The 19,425-nt window shown below is 33.0% G+C and carries 17 protein-coding genes, 1 pseudogene, 1 riboswitch and 1 other annotated feature; of the genes and pseudogenes, 4 read left to right on the top strand and 14 right to left on the bottom strand.

What is annotated here, in order from left to right; translation table 11 throughout:
- Positions 1-28: 28 nt before the first annotated feature.
- Positions 29-260, bottom strand: a binding site (T-box leader).
- A 189-nt stretch (positions 261-449) separates the two neighbouring features.
- Positions 450-935, top strand: a complete 486-nt coding sequence (locus tag COI44_RS02515) for a GNAT family N-acetyltransferase (protein ID WP_098426505.1) — start codon at positions 450-452, stop codon at positions 933-935.
- A gap of 47 nt (positions 936-982) precedes the next feature.
- Here COI44_RS02515 and COI44_RS24940 read toward each other — a convergent pair whose 3' ends face one another.
- Complete coding sequence (locus tag COI44_RS24940) at positions 983-1,186, bottom strand: hypothetical protein (protein ID WP_483295460.1); 204 nt, start codon at positions 1,184-1,186, stop codon at positions 983-985.
- Here COI44_RS24940 and COI44_RS02510 point away from each other — a divergent pair.
- A complete protein-coding gene (locus COI44_RS02510; RefSeq protein ID WP_483295459.1) occupies positions 1,092-1,547 on the top strand; it encodes an ester cyclase in 456 nt (151 codons plus the stop codon). The two genes, COI44_RS24940 and COI44_RS02510, sit on opposite strands and share 95 nt — an antisense overlap.
- Positions 1,548-1,624: 77 nt before the next feature.
- On the opposite strand, the pseudogene COI44_RS02505 reads toward COI44_RS02510, so the two are convergent.
- The 3 genes and pseudogenes from COI44_RS02505 to COI44_RS02495 form a co-directional block, all read right to left on the bottom strand.
- A pseudogene (locus tag COI44_RS02505) lies at positions 1,625-2,146 on the bottom strand (GNAT family N-acetyltransferase).
- A 254-nt stretch (positions 2,147-2,400) separates the two neighbouring features.
- On the bottom strand, positions 2,401-3,102 hold the full coding sequence (locus COI44_RS02500) for a hypothetical protein (protein ID WP_098426503.1): 702 nt from the start codon (positions 3,100-3,102) through the stop codon (positions 2,401-2,403).
- Between the two features lie 120 nt (positions 3,103-3,222).
- Positions 3,223-4,500, bottom strand: coding sequence for an MDR family MFS transporter (locus tag COI44_RS02495; protein WP_098426502.1), 1,278 nt, complete (start codon positions 4,498-4,500; stop codon positions 3,223-3,225).
- A 488-nt stretch (positions 4,501-4,988) separates the two neighbouring features.
- Between COI44_RS02495 and COI44_RS02490 the strand changes: the two genes are divergently transcribed.
- The gene (locus tag COI44_RS02490) at positions 4,989-5,567 is read left to right on the top strand and encodes a DUF2087 domain-containing protein (protein ID WP_098426501.1); all 579 of its coding nucleotides are present in this window, start codon (positions 4,989-4,991) and stop codon (positions 5,565-5,567) included.
- Positions 5,568-5,650: 83 nt separating this feature from the next.
- On the opposite strand, the gene COI44_RS02485 is transcribed toward COI44_RS02490, so the two are convergent.
- From COI44_RS02485 to COI44_RS02470, 4 genes are all read right to left on the bottom strand, one after another.
- The gene (locus tag COI44_RS02485; protein WP_483295458.1) at positions 5,651-6,475 is read right to left on the bottom strand and encodes a 5'-methylthioadenosine/S-adenosylhomocysteine nucleosidase; all 825 of its coding nucleotides are present in this window, start codon (positions 6,473-6,475) and stop codon (positions 5,651-5,653) included.
- Between the two features lie 199 nt (positions 6,476-6,674).
- A riboswitch (purine riboswitch) is annotated at positions 6,675-6,778 on the bottom strand.
- A gap of 176 nt (positions 6,779-6,954) precedes the next feature.
- Positions 6,955-7,917 carry an NAD(P)H-dependent glycerol-3-phosphate dehydrogenase gene (locus COI44_RS02480; RefSeq protein ID WP_098426500.1) on the bottom strand — a complete coding sequence of 321 codons (963 nt, stop codon included), beginning with the start codon at positions 7,915-7,917 and terminating at the stop codon, positions 6,955-6,957.
- Between the two features lie 490 nt (positions 7,918-8,407).
- Complete coding sequence (locus tag COI44_RS02475; protein WP_179886985.1) at positions 8,408-9,391, bottom strand: ketoacyl-ACP synthase III; 984 nt, start codon at positions 9,389-9,391, stop codon at positions 8,408-8,410.
- 171 nt (positions 9,392-9,562) lie between these two features.
- On the bottom strand, positions 9,563-10,018 hold the full coding sequence (locus COI44_RS02470) for a GNAT family N-acetyltransferase (protein WP_098426499.1): 456 nt from the start codon (positions 10,016-10,018) through the stop codon (positions 9,563-9,565).
- Between the two features lie 177 nt (positions 10,019-10,195).
- Between COI44_RS02470 and COI44_RS02465 the strand changes: the two genes are divergently transcribed.
- Positions 10,196-11,314 carry a GerAB/ArcD/ProY family transporter gene (locus COI44_RS02465; RefSeq protein ID WP_098426498.1) on the top strand — a complete coding sequence of 373 codons (1,119 nt, stop codon included), beginning with the start codon at positions 10,196-10,198 and terminating at the stop codon, positions 11,312-11,314.
- A 74-nt stretch (positions 11,315-11,388) separates the two neighbouring features.
- Here COI44_RS02465 and COI44_RS02460 read toward each other — a convergent pair whose 3' ends face one another.
- The 6 genes from COI44_RS02460 to COI44_RS02435 form a co-directional block, all read right to left on the bottom strand.
- On the bottom strand, positions 11,389-14,925 hold the full coding sequence (locus tag COI44_RS02460) for a S8 family serine peptidase (RefSeq protein ID WP_098426497.1): 3,537 nt from the start codon (positions 14,923-14,925) through the stop codon (positions 11,389-11,391).
- Between the two features lie 729 nt (positions 14,926-15,654).
- Positions 15,655-16,374: a nucleotidyltransferase domain-containing protein gene (locus COI44_RS02455; protein WP_098426496.1), complete on the bottom strand. Its 720-nt coding sequence runs from the start codon at positions 16,372-16,374 to the stop codon at positions 15,655-15,657.
- 80 nt (positions 16,375-16,454) lie between these two features.
- Positions 16,455-16,946 (bottom strand): quercetin 2,3-dioxygenase, encoded by a 492-nt coding sequence (locus tag COI44_RS02450; RefSeq protein WP_098426495.1) that lies wholly within the window; start codon positions 16,944-16,946, stop codon positions 16,455-16,457.
- 198 nt (positions 16,947-17,144) lie between these two features.
- Complete coding sequence (gene clpP / locus COI44_RS02445; RefSeq protein ID WP_098426494.1) at positions 17,145-17,729, bottom strand: ATP-dependent Clp endopeptidase proteolytic subunit ClpP; 585 nt, start codon at positions 17,727-17,729, stop codon at positions 17,145-17,147.
- A gap of 30 nt (positions 17,730-17,759) precedes the next feature.
- Positions 17,760-18,479 (bottom strand): sigma-70 family RNA polymerase sigma factor, encoded by a 720-nt coding sequence (locus COI44_RS02440; RefSeq protein ID WP_098426493.1) that lies wholly within the window; start codon positions 18,477-18,479, stop codon positions 17,760-17,762.
- A gap of 289 nt (positions 18,480-18,768) precedes the next feature.
- Positions 18,769-19,374 (bottom strand): DUF6944 family repetitive protein, encoded by a 606-nt coding sequence (locus tag COI44_RS02435; protein ID WP_098426492.1) that lies wholly within the window; start codon positions 19,372-19,374, stop codon positions 18,769-18,771.
- Between the last annotated feature and the right edge of the window lie 51 nt (positions 19,375-19,425).

Below are 19,425 nucleotides of genomic sequence, written 5' to 3'. Positions count from 1 at the left end.
TAATAAAAAAGTCCCTACTGATTGTATCAGTAGGGACGAATTATTCGCGGTACCACCCTAGTTGCAGAAATATTCTGCCTCTTAAAAATTTGATAACGATCAAATTTGACCGTTTTTCCCTCAGTAAAGATTAAACTTTACTTCGAAAAAAATAGCTCCAGGACCGAAATTCATCCTTATCTTTGTACTGATTTCCACCAACCATCAGCTCTCTATTACATTGAGATAAGTACTACTTATATTCCCTTCATTGCTTAAAACTATATTAATCTAACATTAGTAGCTTGTTTCTTTTTTTAATATGTTTTGTATTATAGGGGTTATTTCATAATTCTGTCAACATCTTTTTATTTCATTTTGTTCAACCACTATACAAAATGCTAGTTTAAATAGTTTGTAAGCTATAAAATTAATATAATATAATTAAGAAAAATGGAGGGAATAAAATCATGCTAAACATACGAAATGTAAGATTGGAAGATTTAACTGAACTGGTAGAAATTGAGCATCTTTGTTTTTCAAAAGAAGAGGCAGCAACAAAACAGGCATTCGAAAAACGCATTAAATTAATTCCCGATAGTTTTTTTGTAGCTGAGGAAAATGGTAAATTAGTTGGTTTAGTAAACGGTCCTGTTATAAATGAGACTTTCATTACAGATGATTTATTTAGCGAAATTAAAAAAAATCCATCTACTGGTGGTCATCAAAGTATCTTAGGGATAGCAGTTGCTCCACAAAACCAAAATAAAGGGATCGCATCAATATTGCTTTCTCATATCGAAAAAGTTTCAAAAGAAAATAAACGTGATTCAATAACTCTTACATGTAAAGAAAACTTAATTCAATTTTACGAAAACCATGGCTACATCAATAACGGTATTTCTAGCTCAACACATGGTGGAGTAAAATGGTATAACATGATAAAAAAACTGTAATAAGGCGATAGCTTTATTACAGTTTTTTTTGCTATTTATATAAGACTTTATGATTCAATTTTATACCACTCCAATACTTCAGAAAGCTTTTCCCTTATACTTTGGATTAGCACGGTCGGTTCCTTCACAGACGCATCTTTTCCGATTGCAATGAATATTTGGACTAAAAATGGTATTTCAGTTTGTGTAATCCAATCTTCAATCCACCCAGTTCCGTCCTCCCTGGTTTGTACTTTAAACCTCGGATCAATTACCGTTTCACATCTTTGTACCCCTTCCCTACTAAGATCCACCACCAATTTTTTATCACTTGATTACAAAGATTACTCTTACGGTTCAACAGAAGGATTAAAACAATTCGCTAACGTAATTTTCACAGGCTTCCCAGATAGCCATTACACGATTAAAGAAATTGTCTCCCAAGGAGAAACTGTTATCTCAAGACTGGAATTCACAGGAACAAACCCTGGATTTTTTAGAGGAAATGCCCCAACCGGAAATTCGGTAAAAGTATCTTTATTTAGAGAATTCAAAGTAGAAAATAGTAAAATTTTATCTCATCGTGGATTATTTGATACAACAACTCTTATGAGTCAATTAGGACCAAAATAACAAAAAAACTACCAACTATTCTTATTGAATAATTGGTAGTTTTTTTGTGTTTTATTAAATAATAAAATTTAATTTTATTACAATTTAGCTAATACTTGATTTACATTTTCCCATTCATAAATTAGTAAATTCAATTCAGTTCCTGAGAATGTAATCTTATCTGTTTTCAATAACTCAGCACCATAATATTCATAGAAAAAGCGCGTTTTATTGTCTTCTAAAACCTCGACGAACACCCGATTATACCCCCATTTTTGAAACTGAAGGAATAATTGTTTCATTAATTGCTTTCCTACTCCTTTACCTTGATATTCCTCAAGAAGATAAATAGATGTTAAGTCACCAGAGTGATCGACTTGATTCCTCTCTCTTTTTCCACAATCTGCAAAACCTATAATTTCCCCGTCATCATTTTCAGCTACAACTACATAATCCCCCTCTTTTGAAAGATTATGATTCCACAATTTTTCTCTTTGTTCCTATGACAACTTCTCTAAAAACTCGTTAGGAACTATATTTCGATAAGTAGTTTTCCAACTATCAACATGAACTTTAGCAATGCCTTTCGCATCTGACATTGTAGCTTTCCTAATAATCAAATCTTCCACCTCGCACCACTCTTTTTAAAAATATATATACCTTCATAGTGATGAAAAGTCCTTCAATTTTTCTTGATTTTTCCTTGTAGTGACGTAAAAAGTAGTAATCTCCTAATTAAACTAACTAAACTAGCTACTTATAAGAGCATTTCAAAGATTTAATTGTGATTTTGCTTTTTTTAATTGCGATTACTCTTTTTTATTTACATTTCCCTGTTTTTAACAAAAAAAAAGCACCTCAACAGATGCTCTTACTATCTTTTCCGATTATACTTCTCAAAAGTAATCGTATGAACCTCATATTTTTTTCCATTCCAATCATAAAAAAGCTTCAAATTTCCAATTGCTCCTCCACCGTCGGTTGAAATCATTACGACAGCATCGGCAACTAGTTTTTTCTTTTCAACCATATAGTCCACTGGTACATGGGTATATACACTATCGTCAGAAGACGTATCTTTAAACCCTAACGATTTCAAATTAACTTTATAAGTTTTTTGTTTTGTTGTTATGGTTACAATATCCCCTTTTTTCTCCATTTCTACAAGACGTTTAACGGCGTCAGGCACCGATTCAATTGGAACTTCCTTATATTCATGGCTTTGGTCATCGTTAGTACTAATTTGCAATAAATGAATCGGATCATTAAAATTATCCAATACGATAATAACTTCATTTTGTTTATCTTTATTTAAATCTTCACTAAACATTTTCGTACCATACTTCCCACTTTTCCATGTTGGGAAGTGATATAAAAAACCTTCATTTCCAATTTGAACATCAAAATTCCGGTATTCTTTCTGATCAATTCGGTCAGCGATTAAATAGATATTTTCCTGCCATACATCACTTGGAATGCCATTCATAACCACTCGTTCAGCTTGTCGCGCACTTACGGAAGAACAAGTAAAAAATGTAAAAGTACTGATTATAACAACGATTAAACGTCGGTTCATAAAAACACCACCTTTACCATTAAGTTGTCCTAATATGGAAAAGATAACCTCAAGCTAAAGGATTTGCCTATTCACCTTCTCTACAAAAAAAGAGAGCTGCAAAAGGCAACTCCCTGTAACTTAAGAATTTATTCCTGCAGTCTGTCCCTGCTCCTGCAATATTTCTCCCTTAATTCTTCTTTCTAATGCAGGAGTAATTCGTACAAATATAAGAATACCGATTACACCTAAACTTGTTAAAAAGAAAGATGTCGCGAAATTCGATAAGTATGCACTTAGAGAAACGGTTATCGAGCAGATAAACATCGCTAAATTAAATGTTAAACCTGCAACCGCCATATAGGAACTCCTTGTTTCGTCAGCTGGCAAGTTAGCCATATAGTTTTGTTGAACCGGTACTCTTAATACTTCCGCAACTGTTGCGATGAACATTGCTATAAATAATAGCCAAATAGAGTTACTATATGAAATCACTGCATATCCACCAACAAATGCAATACAACTCCATATTAACGTTTTCCGATCATCCAATTTTCCTACTATTTTAGAAGCGAAAAGTGCCATTACAACTACTAGTATCGTATTTTCTGTACGTAGGAAACCATTCATCTCGATTCCACCAAATGTCCAGTTCAATAAATGTTGTGTGTGGAAATCATTCGCTAATCGAATACTTATATAATTTGTTAATTGGAATTCCATTGAAAGTACTAGCAAACCTGCCAGTACATAAAGAATAAAGAGCTTATCTTGAAAAACGTCACGATAATTTGAAATCATTTTTTGAGCATGATGAGCAATCGTCTTTGTTTCCGTCTTTTCAGTAACTAAGCTTTCTTCAACAAAGAACGTAATTAAGACCCATGTAACAAGTGACGCAACTGACAGTGCTAATAATAATTCAAATAAATATGATTTAAATAAAAATCCTCCAAGCATACCACCAATCGCAATTGATAAATTGTTCGACCAGTACATGATTGAATACATAAGCTTTCGTTCCTCTGGCTTACTCACATCTATTAACATTGCTTGATTTGCAGGCCCTGCTAGTCCCCAACAAATACTATTTAAAGTCATCATAAAGAATGTAATAAGAGGTGATGAAAACCAAGGTGAATTACAAAGCATCATCGTAATAAACGCGAGTAACCGAATTGTTTCGGCAAACACTATCGTCTTTTTTCGGCCAAACTGATCCGAAAAATAACCACCAAAAAAGTTCATAATAATGCCGACAAATACATTTACAAGCAAAAGTAATCCTGCTTGTTTTACCCCAAAATGCTTAGATAAATAAATCGCCATAAATGGAAAAATCATGCTTCCAATTGACGAACTTAAGAACGATTCAAGTAATCGAATTTTAATATTTTTGTGAAACTTTAGTATCCCCACGCTCTTTCTACCTCTCTTTATCTATTAAATCCCCTTCGTTTTAAACTAGTACCAGATAAACCCATTATTTGCATGAAAATTCCCCCTTTTTAAACTTTTCACTTAATTAGCATAGCAGTTATTTCCGATTATGCCAATATGCAACCCTAATACTTTTTCCCTATATAAATGAGAAAAATTGGAATGTCTAAAGCAAACCAATTTGACTTGTTTTAAAAAACTGTATGAGTATTGTTTGTAATGCTCCTAGTTCATATAAAATAATAGCCTCACTATTTTCACCACATTCTTTACCTTAGTGCCTTCGAAGTAAAATAGTAAGATTCCTGATTCTTTTACATACTGCACAACAAAATTTCGTATCTAATTTAAATATAAATTTTAGTAAAAAATAACTAAATTTACTTATGGTGAATACTACTTATTGAAATAAAACTCTAATTAGACTATTATCTAATTAGATAAGTATAAAAGTAGGTGTATATTAAGTGCAATTAAGTAAAATTGTAGATTTCCATAAAGCTTTAGGTGATCTTACTCGTGTACGCATTATTGCTTTACTTCAGCAAGGTCATTTAAGTGGGCAAGAAATTGCTAATAAATTAAGTCTTAAACCCCCAACAATTACCCATCATATGTCAAAGCTTAGAGAGGTTGGTCTGATTAAAGAACGCCGAGATAAAAATACAATCTATTTCTCTCTAAATACTAAAATTTTAGAAATGAATGCGAAAGCAATTTTTACAGTAGGAACAGGAGGAGATTCCAATATGGAAATGTCAGTTACTGAAAGTGAACGTTCAAGCATTATCAATAATTTCTTTACCAAGGAAGGCAAACTTAAAAATTATCCTGCTCAACGAAAGAAAAAGCTTGTCGTTTTAGCGCATATGATTAAAGGCTTAGAATTTGGTAGAGTTTATCAAGAAAAAGAAATCAATGAATATTTGAAGGAATTTCATGAAGATTACGCTACATTGAGACGAGAGCTCATTATGTGTCAATATATGTATCGCGAAAATAATCAGTATGAATTAAATCCAGTTGAATTATGGTGGTTAAAATAACTGGGTAAAAGTATAATAAAATCTATGAACAGAACCTAAAAAAAGAAAAAGAGATACTTTAAACTATCTCTTTTTCTAAATGATTATTTACTTGGATTTGTAGAAATATATTTCTTAACTACTTCCATTACATACCCCTGACAAGCATCAGCTGTAGTTGAATCATATTTACCGCCATTTGTTTTATTGTTTGATAATACGCGAATTCCTAAGAAAGCTACATTATATGCTTGAGAGATTTGAGCCGCAGCAGCGCCTTCCATTTCTTCTACTGAAGTTCCATATTTAGTATGGAACCATTTAATGCGATCAACCTCATTGTTCCAAACGTCTGCAGATCCGATTGTACCTTCTACAACCTTACCTTTAGTGTATTTGTTTTTCACAGCATTTGCAGCTGCTAATAAATCTTTATTACCTTCGTAAAAACGTGGTTTTTCAGCATTTGGATCTTCACCTGCACTACCTTCTGAAGCCATTAAGTCCATTGGTTTCCACTCCGTTGCATCAATACCTTGGTTTTCGTCCTTCGTTTCTGTTTTTAAAGAACCAATATTAGTTGTATTTTTACCTAATACGATATCAAAAACATTTAAATTTGCATCATGACCACCAGATGTACCTTGGTTAATAATTGCGATTGGTTTATATTTTTCAATTGCAATCGCTGTAGCAGCAGCAGTGTTTTCCATACCTTTACCTGTTTTTGCTACAATAACTGGATAATTATCTAAAGTACCTTTGTAAAATACAAAACTACCTGATTTTTCAATTTTTACATTTTTTAGCTGACTTGCAAACTTTTCAGCCTCAATTGGCATTGGTCCCTCAATAATAATTGGTTTAAGATGTTTTGTTTTTGCTTCTGCAGTGTTCGATTTAAAGTTATAACCTACAGATACAGAGATTAATAGTGCCGAAATGATTCCTAATAAACCGTATTTTTTTAACAATGTTTTTTCCCCCTTGATGATGATCACACTCGATGTTTTAGTCAAAAAAAACGGTCTAGAAAAAGTAGAACAATCTCTACCTTCTAGACCTACGAAAGATAAAGTATAGATCAGCAATAAATGCCAACCATCATGATTGGTTACAAAAAATGAAACCAAGTATACTTTAACCCGTAGTCTAGTTCTTTCATTGGGAACCAGGTAGAAACGCTCAGACCATATTACTAAGCATATACGAGTAATGTTATGAATGATTACACTGCTAATATATCAAACTCGAAATATATTTTCAATGCAAAACATGAACTTTTTTAAAAAAATAAATAATAACGTTCGTATTTTAAGGAAAATTACAGGTTCATTTTGTGAAAATAGTAAAAAAACAATAGATTTATTATCTTTTTCTAAAATAACCGAAATAAAATTTCATTTTTTTAGAATTCAAATTTTATTGGTCTTAAAAATAATTCCTCTAAAGTGTCTTTCGCATTTTTATGTTCATAAATAATTTCAAACAATGCGTTACAAATCGGTAGTTCAACATCATACTGATCAGAAAGTTCCTTTAAAGCCTTAATTGTAGAAACCCCTTCCGCTAATTTATCAAACGGTTTTCCTTCAACAAATGCCTGTCCAAACTTTCGATTATGACTATGCATTGAAAAGAGTGTTGCCTCATAGTCTCCTAAATGACTTAAACCGTAAATTGTTAAATCATTTCCCCCCATGGCTCTTATTAAACGAGAAATTTCTCTAGTACCTCTAGCCATTAATGATCCTTTTAAACTACTATAATTCAATCCATCTAGCATTCCTGCAGCTATTCCCATAACATTTTTGGTTGCAGCTCCAATTTCATTACCAATTAAATCTTGGCCGTAATAAAATCGGATTAACTCGCTGTTAAATGCTTTAGCAATCTGTTTTGTCACTTCAATATTCTCCGAACCAATAACCATACAATTTGGTATATTTCTTACAAAGTCCTGCACATGACCAGGTCCTACCCAAACTGCTACATTACTAATTTTACCAACTTCTTCACGAAAGACTTGTGTCAGCCTTTTTCCATTAGTAGATTCTATGCCTTTCATACAAAGAATAAAAGTTTTACCTTGTATTTCTTTATATTGACTTAAGCGGTTTGCAAATGTTCTTAGCTCTTGGGCACTAATTGATATAATAATGACTTCTGCAAATGACAATGCACCTTCTAAAGAGCTCGTTAACTCAATTCCATCTGGTAGGCTTAAATAGTCATTTTTTCTTGTCTGATTTAAGCCAATAAAATTTTTAGAGTTTTCTCTTCCCCATAGAATGACATTATGGCTAACTCGATTAGCGTACCAAGCTAAAAAAGTTCCCCATCTACCGCAACCTAAGACAGAAACATTCATACATTACTCTTCCTTCCAAAAATTTTTTATCGAGTAACTGGACTAAACAAAAAAACAAACAAGAAGTCTAATTGTGAACCTATTAGACTTCTTCGGATTGCTGAAAAATTAGTTTGTCACTTAGTCTCTTTATTAATCGGTTGTTACTGGAGCCTGTTAAGAGGAACTTATTTTCATTTTCTTGATTTTTTACTTCCTCATGAGGAACCTTTTTGCTTCTTTTTGCTCTTTTACTTCCTCATGAACCTCTCATGAGGAACCTTACACTATCTTTTTGCCTTTTTACTTCCCCATGAACCTCTCATGAGGAAGCATTTTGCTTCTTTTTGCTGTTTTACTTCCCCATGAACCTCTTATGAGGAACCTTACACCATCTTTTTGCTGTTTTACTTACTCATGAGCCCCTCATGAGGAACCTTACACCATCTTTTTGCTGTTTTACTTCCTCATGAACCCCTCAAGAGGAACCTTTTTGCTTCTTTTTGCTGTTTTACAAAGTCCAATTAATAAGTAACCCTGCATGAGTTAATCCACCACCAAAACCATACAGTAAAACCTTGTCTCCATATTTAAGTTTTCCTTCTTTTACTCCCTTAACTAAAGATAATGGAATCGTGGCTGATGATGTATTTCCGCACTCTACTAAGCTATTTAATGTTTTATCAATTGGAAATTCACTTCTTTCACAGATTGATTCAATCATTCTTAAATTTGCACTATGTGGAACAAACCAATCGACTTCATTTAATAAAGTGGATCCATTGTTTAGTACAGCTTGCATTCCTTTTGGTACTGTCGTAACTGCCCATTTGTATACCTCGCGTCCATTTTGAATGATATGATTGTTTTTAATTATCTCTTCTCCAAACATTTGATTTGATAAATTTGAACAATATAAATGTTTGCCTTTTTCTCCTTCTGATCCTAAGTAAGAGGAAATGAAGCTAGGTTGTTCTTCATCATACTCTACTAATGCTGCACCAGCGCCATCACCAAATAGAATGCAAGTTGTGCGATCTTCATAATCGGTTATTTTAGATAAAGTTTCTGCCCCAACTACTAAAACTTTTCGATTTAATCCGGATGTAATTAATCCGTTTGCCATATACAATCCGTAAGTAAAACCTGCGCAAGCAGCATTTAAATCAATTGCCCCAGCACTTTTTATCCCAAGCTTTGCTTGAATAATTGAAGCAACACTTGGCGTTTTGAAGTCTGGCGTTAAAGTACATACGATAACCATATCAACATCTTCAACAGACTTATTGTATTTTTCCATCAAGTCTTTTATTGCTTTAAAGCTTAAGTCACTTGTGTATTCATTTTCATTAGCAATTCTTCTCTTTTTTATGCCAGTTCGCTTTACAATCCATTCATCATTTGTTTCAACTATTTTTTCTAAATCCTTATTTGTTAATACTTTTTCTGGTACATATGAACCTATTGCAGTGATACGTGCTTTTGAATTATGCATTATGGTCACCTCAGTCATATTTTTTAACATCTTTCCAATATTATATCACCAGATATTAATACTAGGTACTAATTTTATTTTAAAATTTTTTCAGTCTTTTAATTTAGGGGAGATTAGTTGGGGGATTAAACTAAATAAAGTTGCTACAACAGCAACTTTACGTAAAAAATATTACAATTCTAATGTCATAAAAACACTATTAGGGTCATCTTTATAATCAGCAAAAGGTTTACAATACTTAAATCCAAAGAGTTCATATAGTTTTTTTGCTGGATCGAAAGCCTGCATTGAACCTGTTTCCAAACTTATTCTCTTGTAGCCTCTACTTTTCGCTTCTTCGATGATGTGTTGGAGCATGCGCCTTGCTACTCCTTTTCTTAAATGGGCCGAAGAAGTTCTCATTGATTTTACTTCCCCATGTAATGGGTCAAGTTCTTTTAGAGCTCCACATCCAACTAATTCATTTTGTTCCCATACACTCCAAAACGTAATTTCTGGTTTCTTTAATCCTTCAAGATTTAAAGCATGTATGCTTTCAAGTGGAGAATGCTGTGTCATACCTTGTAGATGCTCGCTAATTAACATAGCAACTTCAGTTCCAGTTAAATCATCAACCTTAATTTCCACGAAATGACCACCTCATTCCTCTTATTTATGATTGCTATTATTATACTAAATTTTGATAAACTTCTAGCTAGATTTTTAGTCAAAAAAAATTAGTTGATAAAATCTTAAATAAAATAGAATTTTATGGAAAAAATAAACATCTAGAAGAAAAATTAGTAGTCAAAAGAAGGAATTCAAATGAATCGTAAATTAAATATAAGTGGTTTTCAATTCTTTTGTATGATTTTTATGTTTGGGGTCAGTGCTTCTCCACCAGTCGAAATATTTGCTAAAGCTAAACAAGATGGATGGATTAGTTTATTAATAGGACTCATTGCAGCTTGTTTAATCTTTGCAGTGTATATTAAGTTATATTCATTATTTCCTGATCTCCCCTTTACAAAATATATTCAAATTATTTTAGGAAAATATGTAGGAAAAATACTAGCATTAATATATGTCTTATATTTTCTGTATATTGCTGCACGAGCTTTACGTGATTTTGAGGATTTATTAACAATCACTTTATATAATGCTTCTTCTTTAATTTCAATTGGATTAATCATGATGCTATTAACCATGTATGCAATTTCTAAAGGACTAGAAACATTCGCTCGTTCATGTGAATTTATATTTATCGTGATCATGTTTCTTGTTTTCTTATTTATAGGATTTGAAATCATTTCAAAATTAATAAAAATCGATAATTTAAGACCCGTTTTAGAAAACGGATGGAAACCAGTATTTAAAGCTTCTCCTATTTCTTTAACAATACCTTTTGGTGAGGTTCTAACATTTACAATGATTATGCCGCATTTAAATAAACAAGATTTAGCAATAAAGGTAGGAATACCGGCCTTATTATTTTCGGGACTTATCTTAACCTTATTTGCAGTTTTAAATACTGCTATTTTAGGTCCTTCCGTTATTGAAAGAACAACCTATCCACTTCTAACATCAGTTAGTTATATTAATATTGCGGATTTCATCCAAAGATTGGATACTTTCATTGTTGTAATTGCAGTATGCAATGCCTTTGTAAAAATTACAATTTACTTTTATTGCGCGGTATCCGGGGCTGCAGATTTATTTAATGTAAAGAAAACCGATCAGCTAGTTTATCCTATTGGCGTTATTACCGTTATTACTTCCTTATGGATGGCTTCTAGTTTTCTTGAACACCATTTAGAGGGAATTCATTTAGTGCCGTATTTACTTCACATTCCACTTCAAATCATTATTCCGATCAGTTTATTACTAATTCTTCTGTTCCAAGGGAAACTAAAAAATAATAAAGACGACTTAAATTACAATTAACGGTTAAAAAGGCATAACAAAAAGGCTTCAGTTTCCACTGAGCCTTTTTGTTTATTATATTTTCAAATGTTAGATTACTGAACAACCGTTATAGTTTTAGGCGTTGATGTTACTTTAAAGCCGTCTTTTGTAACGCCATCTACAGTAACTGTATATGTGCCATTTGGTAGATCTTTATCTGGTGCCCATGGTGTCCTAAATGTATGCTCATTTTCGAATGTCGCTGAATCGACAAGTTTTCCACTAGCATCTTTAATATTAATCGTCCAGTCTATTCTATTATAACCGAGAACAGAAATTTTAGCTGGGTTAGATTGGTTTACACCAGTAGATGGAGAAATGCCCCAAGTTGTCATTATCATACTTTGTTTATTATAACTTTGATCTCCCCATGTTGTCCAAGCCATGTTTCCTGCATAATCAATAGATCTAAATACCATACCTTTTGGTTCTGAATTAACTGTCAAAGTCGTTTCGCCAGGTCTTAGTTCATAAAATGCTCCATTTACATAAATATCGGCAAAGTTAAAGTCGGTTGCATTATCTGTCGCATCAAATGTAATGACATATTTACCGTCTTTTGGAGTTACCTTAATATTAGAAATTTTTGGTGCAACTGAATCAACGATCATTGGCATTTTAACAGTTTGTGGTCTAGCGTTTGGATAGGCTAAAGTTGTTTTAATTACATAATAGTAAGTACCATCAGGAACAAAATTACCTGATAAGTCTTTCATATCCCATTGATATAAATTATAACCATAATCTTGATTAAACATTATGTTTTTATTAAATTTCCAAGGTTCTCCAGTTCCAGTATACTCACTATAGTCACCTAGATATCTGAGTTGTTTGCCCGTAGAATCCTCAATAGAGATCTCAGCTTTATCTAAATTACGTAAAACGCTCATTCCACCAAAAATTCCATTATCTATATAGTTTGGCGAGAAAGCAATATGATTTAAATCAAAGCCTTTTCCATTATATCCTAATGGCGCTCCCCCCTCTGTACTATCATTCCAAAGTGCTGTACGACCTGCAAAGGAATCTTTTTCCCAAGCTGGAGCATCGATGTTTCGTGGCTCATCCCATTTTCCATAGAAGCCCATATAAGGCATAGTTATCGTTACAGCTTTATCTTGGTCTTTTGCTACTGGTACAAGACGAACATAGCCTTCAACAAAAATATTTTTCTTTAATGAATCTGGTAATGATACATTAACCGTTAACATTTTTGATTGACCTGGTTTGATTTTCAATGTAGATCCTATTTTATCTGTTACGATATTATCATTTACAGTGACTGTTGCTCCCTTAATTTGTTCACTTGATAAGGTTAAATAATCTTTTGAATCTAATTGTCCATCATGGTCTAAATCAAATTGCTTTGTTACTGTCTTATCTCTTAATAAATCAACATATACATTGTATTCAATATCATCACTATTATTTTTCCCTTTAGGTGCATTAAAAGCATCCACGTTTAATTTAAAGCTTGTATTTTGTCCGATTTCCTTTAATGCTACCGAACCAGCCTGTTCTAAAGGAGCGTTTCGATTTGTCACAATAACTGGTGTATTAATCGCATTTTGAATTTGCATTAAACCTGAACCTTGAATACGTGGTGAATATGGAACTTCACTATTTGTTCTTGGATCCATCACGATTTTAGATGTATTCATTAATGCAACTTTTGCTTTTAAAACTGTATCTTCTGAGTGTTTTAATCCTTTTTCATAAAGTGATTGTAATACTAATGTTGAACCACCTGCAACATGTGGTGTAGCCATTGATGTACCACTCATTACTTGATACTTATTTCCAGGAATTGTTGAATAAATGTTTCCACCCGGAGCCGAAATTTCTGGTTTAAAGTCTAATGTAGGTGTCGTACCCATTGATGAGAAATAAGACATCGTGTCTTTATCTGGATTATCTACCCAATAATCGCCGATATTTTTCATACTTAAATATTGCCCAGTAGGCATTTTACTCATTTTATCTAATAATGCCTGACCAATCGATTTACTTGTTGAAGCAGTTGGTGTTGCAGATGGAGTTACTGGTAGAGTTGCATAATCAGGCCAGTTTGAAGGTGGTATCATAATGATAGCTTTTGCTCCTGCTGCCTTTGCAGTAAATTGTATAGATGAAACTGTACTATATGAATTTAAAAGTTTAACTACGGCAATGTAATTCGTTTTTCCTTTTGGATAATCAGTCGCTTTTTTTCCTTCATTTACATATACCAAATCATAATTTGTATTCGGTAATAGATTATTAGATACGTTAAATGCTTGTCCATATTGAGTATGGTCCTTGAAAGGAACCGCTAGACTTCCATCTGAAATTGCATTCATATGAATTTTAGTATTTTCATAGGAAGCAACTGATAATGCAAATGGACTTACTCCTGGTGAACCAACCGTTCCAATATCAGGATTTTCCGCATATGGTTGTAATGTTGAAGGAACTAGTAAGGCCTTTGAACTGTATGCTGAATTTCCAGCAGCGACTACAACAAGGGTACCTTTTTCAGTCGCATTTCTGATTGCTTTTTGGATTGGATCATAATTTTCGTCTACTCTTCCTGCATCTGTACCTAAGCTCATGTTAATTACATCTGCGCCCATTGTAACAGCATGCTCGATTCCTGCGATAATATCATCCTCTGAAGCTCCGGGATTACCGTTATCAGAAAATACCTTTTCCGCTAGTAGTTGAACTCCAGGTGCAATACCAGCTACTCCGCCATTCGCATCATCACCATTTGCTCCAATCGTTCCAGAAACGTGCGTACCATGGATGCTACCTTTTGGTCCAGGAATGACATCCGTATCATTGTCTGCCCAGTCATATCCAGATGGTACTTTATCTGAATACCAAGTTTCATTTACAGCTGTTGTTCCTGCAAACTGGTCAAATTTATCCTTTGTCCATTTTTCTTTCGCTTTAGCTGCATCTGATAGTGTCATATCTTTGTGAGTCCAATCAATACCAGAATCTACAACCCCAACTAATAAGCCTTCCCCTTTATAACCATATTGCTCCCACACCTTTTGAGCTTGTACTAATTCTTTACTTGCTGCCATCGTTTCGTGGAATGTTCTAGCAACTGCAACATGCTTTACGCCAGGAATCGACTGGATATCTTTTAAATTTTTATATTCTGTTTCAATACTGAATCCATTAAAACCTTCAAAGTAACGGTGTCTCACTTTAAAAGCTGCTTGTGATTTAGCATTTTTTTCTTTTGAAATTTCATCAATTACATTGTCTTGCTTTTCTTTAAACATTACTTTTTTATGCTCAGGTGTCGCTTGCTCACTAACCGCTGGCTCATCTACTTCAACGATTAAATGAACTTTCTCATCTGGTTTGAACGTTGTTGTAGCTTCTTGGCTGTTGCCTTCTTTATACATTGAGTTTTCTTGAGATAAATCTAACCTATTCTTATTAAATAAAGATGCTACTTGTTCTAAGCTTCCATCAGTTGAATCAGTTTGAGGTGTAACGTTATCGTTGTCTGCAAAAGCCAATGATGTAAAAAGTAATGATACTAAAGCGGCAGTAGACATAACTTTAAACGCTTTAAAATTTCCGTTTTTCATAACAACTCTCCTATATACATATATTCTTATTTTGTATTTAATTACATCCACTTTGAATCTAAAGAGATTAATAGTTAAAAATCGAATAAAGTTTTACTATTCACCTACTTACGTGGCTATTAATTAATACATTAAAATTTTACATCTCATGCCAATGGAGGGGTATTGGGGGAAATCAACCTAGTTCACTAACAAACTTTTTAATCAAATTCGCGCGCAAAAATGTAAAATACATACAAAAATATGTAAATCGCGGTAAAAATATGTTATATCATGGAAAAAATTATATTTTTTTGTCGGATTTTTTATTTTTCGGATAGAATTATTAAGTTGAAAATTGGGAAAAATCAGATACTATAACTGTTTTTTTAGCTAAAATTCTATTACCTTGACGAAAAAACAGGATAAATGACCTATCATAAAGTGAGATAAATATCTAAAAATTATGAATTTTATTAATAGTTTTATGTTTCAACAGGAACCTATAATACTTTAAAGCAGGCATACTTCAGCTTTTAAATCTTTCCAAAATAAAAAAGAGCCACATTGAAGTGAACCCAAAAAGTTAGACAAATTGTTTTATGCTACTAATGAGGATTAGACTCTGTATTGAACAGAAGACGATCCTTTTAGTTTTTATCTTAAAGATATTATTGTTAGTTGTGTCTAACAATTGAGCATTTCAAAGATGACTCCTTTTCCTTAACAAACTTACGCTTAAATTAAAAACTATATTTTTCCTAAAGAAAATCCTTCAAACAGCTGTCCGCCAAAAGGTTGCAAAACTCCATCAACTAATTTGATTATTCTATTCTTTTCACCAGTCTTATAAAACGAATCAAAAGCCTCTACAAAACAGTTTGTGAAATCCTCGTTATATTCTTTTAACGAGCGAACAAGCCACTTTGAAGAACCAATCCATTTACCATTTGTTCTTAAAACGAATTCACTTACTAGTTCTGCTAGCGTATTAGCTATAAATAATTCTTCCGCTCTATTTGAGGAACCTATAAAATCATTTAGTGTATCCGTAATAAAATATCGCTTTACTTTAATTATTTCCTCTGACCATTTTTCTGGTCCCTTATCTAAAATATCATTTGCTTCTTTTTTAATATCCTCAATTATTCCTTCATCCCTTAAAATGATTCCTTCAGAAACCATTCGTGGAAGCGAAGGTCTAGCCCTCTCATAATCACTTTTAAAATATTGTTTATAAGATGTTAAATTGTGTACAAAGACTTCTATATCCCAACCGAATTCTTTTAATGACTCTCTATATGAAGAGCTAAAGCTTTTATCTAATATAACAATATCAAGATCAGATGTTTCTGTTGCTTCGCTGCGGACTACGCTACCTGCTAGTAATGCTCCCTGACACTTTGGAAAGTACTGTTTAATAAAGTGTTGTGCTGCTTCAATTGGGTTTAGCTTATTTAAATGCTTCATTTTCGTATCCTCTTTCCTAAGAAAACCTTTTAATTAAAGAATACAAAAGTTTCCAAGTAGAAAATAGTCTTCTATTAAATTTATAAATTTGGATAAGATATTTTATATTTTTTTGACACCTCAATCAACTTCTGAAGTTTTTCATCTGATGGAGGACCTATCGGTTTATTGAATCCTTTATTAAATGGAACAGATAGTTCTTTTACAAATTGGTCAAAACCTGAAGGATAAGCAGTAACAATGAATTGAGTATTTTCAGAGCGCACTTTAAACGTATGAGGAATTCCCCGGGGTGCAAATACATAATCCCCAGCCTTAGCTAAAATTGTATGATCCCCAATAAAAAAAGTAATTTCTCCCACTAATACATAAAACGTTTCATCTTCTAATTCATGTACGTGAAGAGGGGGTCCACCATCTTTTTTACCGTTGCAATGCAAGACACAAAAAACCCCATTTGTATCTTCCCCACTTACTAATATAGAAGTAAAATCATTTAAAAAGAAGTAAGTATTCTCTTCTGTAATACCTCGGTGCATAAAGTCGGCTATACTCTTTTGTTCGAAAGTCATTTTAACCCTCCCCATCTGATATTTACATTATTTTAAGCTTAAACTTAAGCGTACTAGTTAATGCTATTCATAGAAAATTAGCTTATTCGTTCTAAATAATTTAAATGTATCTATTAAAATATCTGAAGTAAAACAAATTAGGTTCCTCAATGCACAAAAAAAGGCTAGCACCGCTAACCTTTTTCATTGATCATTTATTTAATTATTAGGATACAGAATTTCATCAACTATTCCATATTCTTTCGCTTCTTCTGCACTCATAAAATAATCTCGATCTGTATCCTTTGCTACTTTCTCGACTGACTGTCCTGTTCGGTCAGAAATTATTTGATTAATATGCTCACGTAATTTTAAGATTCGGCGAGCAGATATTTCGATTTCTGTTGCCTGGCCTCTTGCTCCTCCTAACGGTTGATGAATCATGATTTCACTGTTCGGAAGTGCAAAACGTTTCCCTTTTGTTCCCGCTAGCAAAAGCATCGCACCAAAAGACGCTGCCATTCCTGTACAAATTGTTCTAACATCTGGCTTTATATATTGCATCGTATCATAAATCGCAAATCCTGCTGAAGTTGACCCACCAGGGCTATTTATATAAAGTGAGATTTCTTTATCAGGTGCATCTGCAGCTAAAAATAATAATTGTGCAACTACACTATTTGCTACATGATCATTTATCTCATCACCGATAATAATAATTCGATCTTTTAATAAACGGGAATAAATATCATATGAACGTTCACCACGATTAGATTGTTCAATTACATAAGGAACTGTCGTCATTTAAAAATCCTCCTTAAAAGCGTTAATTGGCTATGCAGCCATGCAGAGAGTGCTTGAAGGAGTTTGTTTACGGAACGATTGGAAATTACCGAATAGCATTTTAGGACTTTCAATAATACGATCAAAGGAAGGGATCGCTTGAATTAAGACTGTAGGGTCTTGGACTTCTAAAGCTAAATGAAAAATTTCTTCAAGCTTCATGCGTTCTTCCTCATTCCAAAAATATTCAACAGAAAGGGATTCTTCCTCTTTGTTCGTTTTATCTAGACGCTTTTTCGCTCGATGCAGACTAGATTTTATGGCTATTTCAGTCGTTCCTAAAATGTCTGCTATTTCTTTGGATTTATATTGAAATGCTTCTTTTAGAAAAAAGATAACTGCTTGTTTTGGAGTAAAATGTTTAAGTAAGAGCTCTACGCTATTCATTTTATGATCAATCGAATGACTAACTGCATATTTAGAAAGTTCAAAATCAGGAGTTATCGTTTCTTCTTTTCTTTTTCGTAAAGTATCAATCCAATGGTTGTAAGCTATTTTATTTAATAAAGCCGAATTCATTTTTTCTTTATTATAATATTTTACTGCTTTAAAAAATGCTTCCTGTGCAATATCGTCACCATCCCATTCATTTTGGGCTAGAAACCGACAATAGCGTTGCAATTTAGGATAGTACTTCTGCCAATAAAATTCATCTGTTGCTTCATCCTGTTCTTCCTTTTCTGTGCTGTGAAGACTAAACTTACTAGACATTTATGTTCACTCCTTTATTAACACTCTCTAACCTATAAACGGAATAGAAGTATAAAAAGATACGGGGGAAAAAAGTTTTTTTATTTAATTTATGTAACTAAACTAAAAACTCTTCTATAATTATCGCTTGTTTTCTACTTTTAATGCATTTTAACATACTTAAGCTAAAAACCGATCAATACAAATAAAGCGTGAACAAATTTATCCAAGCTATCCTAATGTACGTATTAACTTGTTAAGTTCGTTTTTCTGCAAATTTTAGTAGTATCCGATAAATTAATATTTTCGATTAATTTACGCCACTTACTTCTTTTACTACCCCGATTACTGAAATAACAGTACCAATTGCTTGGATCCAACTTCCTGTTGCAACCAATGATTCGGATTCTGAGACCATTGTTTTTTTTAGATATTCCTCATAATAACTAAGCTTCTTTTCATCCCCTTTTATATCATATAATGCTTCGGACCACCCTATTGCCTGTAACGAGTTTCCGATAAATGATGTTAGGCTCCCTACAATATTTTCGGCCTGGCCCGGGAAAGGCGTAAGGTCAATTACGTCTCCAATATTAACTCCTTGCCCCAAAGCTTGTAACAAGTTTCCTACAATGAATAATTTATAGGATGCTTCTTTTGGAATGTCAAAAACCAGTCCTGAAGTAACAGTAATATTTCCGCTTGCTCCTATTAATTTTCCGACTGGTCTGAGTACAGTACCCTCAACATCCGCATCAATTCCATTTCCTGTAGCCTGTAAAATATTCCCAATTATAGATAGGTCATCACGAACACTACTTTTTATATAGTTGGATGGCGTGGAGCCAATTGCAGCTGCGATTGTTCCAATCGATACAATCACAGAGCCCACTAATGCTTTAGACTCGTCTCCCATTTCAACCACCATCCTGCTAAAAGTAACCTTTATCGTAGTATTATGAATGAG

It is taken from the genome of Bacillus sp. AFS088145 (assembly GCF_002564465.1).
Classification (GTDB): Bacteria; Bacillota; Bacilli; order Bacillales; family Bacillaceae_G; genus Gottfriedia.
The sequence above is the reverse complement of the archived record's forward strand: the minus strand, read 5'-3'. Positions and strand labels throughout refer to the sequence as shown.